Annotated in this window: 3 protein-coding genes and 1 pseudogene; 2 read left to right on the top strand and 2 right to left on the bottom strand. The window is 65.6% G+C overall.

The window, feature by feature from the left end; genetic code table 11:
• A partial coding sequence (locus VBE63_RS28545; protein WP_323686360.1) for a conjugal transfer protein TraH occupies positions 1 to 792 on the bottom strand: 792 nt, incomplete at its 3' end.
• Positions 792 to 1,202, bottom strand: coding sequence for a conjugal transfer protein TraF (gene traF, locus VBE63_RS28540; protein WP_323686361.1), 411 nt, complete (start codon positions 1,200 to 1,202; stop codon positions 792 to 794). The genes VBE63_RS28545 and traF, both read right to left, overlap by 1 nt.
• Positions 1,203 to 1,252: 50 nt before the next feature.
• Between traF and VBE63_RS28535 the strand changes: the two genes are divergently transcribed.
• Positions 1,253 to 1,441, top strand: a complete 189-nt coding sequence (locus tag VBE63_RS28535) for a hypothetical protein (RefSeq protein ID WP_323686359.1) — start codon at positions 1,253 to 1,255, stop codon at positions 1,439 to 1,441.
• Positions 1,442 to 1,584: 143 nt separating this feature from the next.
• Positions 1,585 to 1,824: pseudogene (locus VBE63_RS28530) on the top strand (recombinase); the annotation flags it as partial.

The raw sequence follows: 1,824 nt of genomic DNA, 5'->3' as shown, positions 1-1,824 counted from the left end.
GTTGTTACTGCCCTGCCCGTCCGGGCTGGTTTCCAACGGACCGACGATGACACTGCCGGTGACCGACATCAGCGCCTCGAGCAGGGCGTCATCGCCGCTACCGAACCAGCTGGCCACGCCTTCGGTCTTCAAGGCACGCCAGACCAGATTGCCTTGCAAGACGGTCCTCGCGTAGTCGGGATCAGCGCGCTGGACCTGGGCGATGGGGTCCTCACCTGTCACCGAGGACCAGCTCTCAAAGACATCACCAAGTCCCCGGACCAACGAGGCCTCGGAGTGCTTGATCTTATGCTGGGTATCGAAGGCATCGACCACATCGTTGACCACGCCCTGCCCCAGTTGGCAGGAGTTGGCGAACAGGCTGTTCAGGGCCTGGATCTTCTTCTGCAGCGAGTCCATCACCTGGCCGCAGTTCTGACACATCGAATCCAGGGCCAGCTTGAAGGCGTAGGTCGCGGCATTTGACGCAATGGAGCGGAACAGCTGGGTCAGCTGGTCGCGGGAGATAAACGAGAAGCTGCCGGCGAACAGATCGATACCGCCACAGCCGGCCTCGAAGCTCGGTGGTACGACGTTGACCAGGTTGGTGTTCATCAGCCGATTGCGCGCCACCACCGAGCCACCGGCGAGCACCCCACGGCGCTGGCCCAGATGGGCGGTCGGATCGGTGACATTGACCAGGCTGTTGAACATCGTATCGAGCTCGTCGGCCAGATCGGCCTGGGCCGGGACCGGGACGCTCAAGACCAGGATGGTGAACAACGAGGAGACGAGCAGCGGGGCAGCGCGCATTAGGGGGTTCCAGGAGTCGGAGTCAGAGGCGGAAGCGATGGCAGGGCGGCGCGTGAGCGCAGCAGATCAAGCAGCTGATCGGGGTCGTCGATCCGTTCAGCCTCATTGAGCGGCGTGCCGTCGAGGCGCAGGTCGGTGACCCGTGCACGGGTGCGTTCACGCCAGTGCTCAGGAATCCAGCCGGCCTCGGTAGCGGCATTCACCAGGCGCTCCTGCAGTTCGGCGAGTGAGAGCACGCCCTGGGCGATCAGGACCACCCCATCGGGTGGGCGAACCAGGAACAGCGCCGGTGTTGACACGACGCCGAGGGTTTTAGCTTGGCCGGCATCGGTGACGAAGCTTGGGAAGAAGCCGCCTGGCAAGGGTCTGCCATCGAGCGCGATGACCATGCTCGGCAACAAAGGCAGCACCAACGGCGCCGCCTCCGGTTCAGCGCCTCACGACGCGGCACCCTTCGACGATGAACTGCCGTTCTGAACGCCGCTCAGCGTCGGTCTGGGCACGCTGCGAGCTGCGCGCCATGGCCCGCGCCCTGCGCAAGCGTGCGCGGATGATGCGCCGCTGCCGTCTGCGCGGTCTGGATCAGAATCGACGCCATGCCGAACGCCTGGAGCAACGCGCACAGCGCCTTGAGCGTCTGACCCGCTGAGCCCGAACCCGCACCCCTAACCCACTCACCCACGCCGGGCATCGGTCCCCTGCGGGGGCCGGTCCCGGCCCGTCGCACACCGGAGGACCCTGATGACGTCAAAGCACGCCCCGATGGCCACAGCGGATCAACCGCGCATCCCCATGCCGGTGCTCGATCCGGCGCTGAATCTCACCCCCAGCACCTGGAAGGTGCTGAGCGAGTCGATCTTCCCCTCGGCCAAGACCGCTGAAGGGATTCTGCTCGCGGTGCACTACTGCGCCGCGCGCAATCTGGACGTCATGAAGCGCCCGGTGCATGTGGTGCCGATGTACTCCAAGGCCCAGGGCCGGGAGATCGAGACGGTCTGGCCCGGCATCGCCGAGTTGCAGACCACGGCAGCG

Source organism: Lamprobacter sp. (assembly GCF_034860625.1).
In the GTDB taxonomy this organism is placed as follows: Bacteria; Pseudomonadota; Gammaproteobacteria; order Chromatiales; family Chromatiaceae; genus Lamprobacter.
This window is presented reverse-complemented; position numbering and strand designations above follow the sequence as displayed.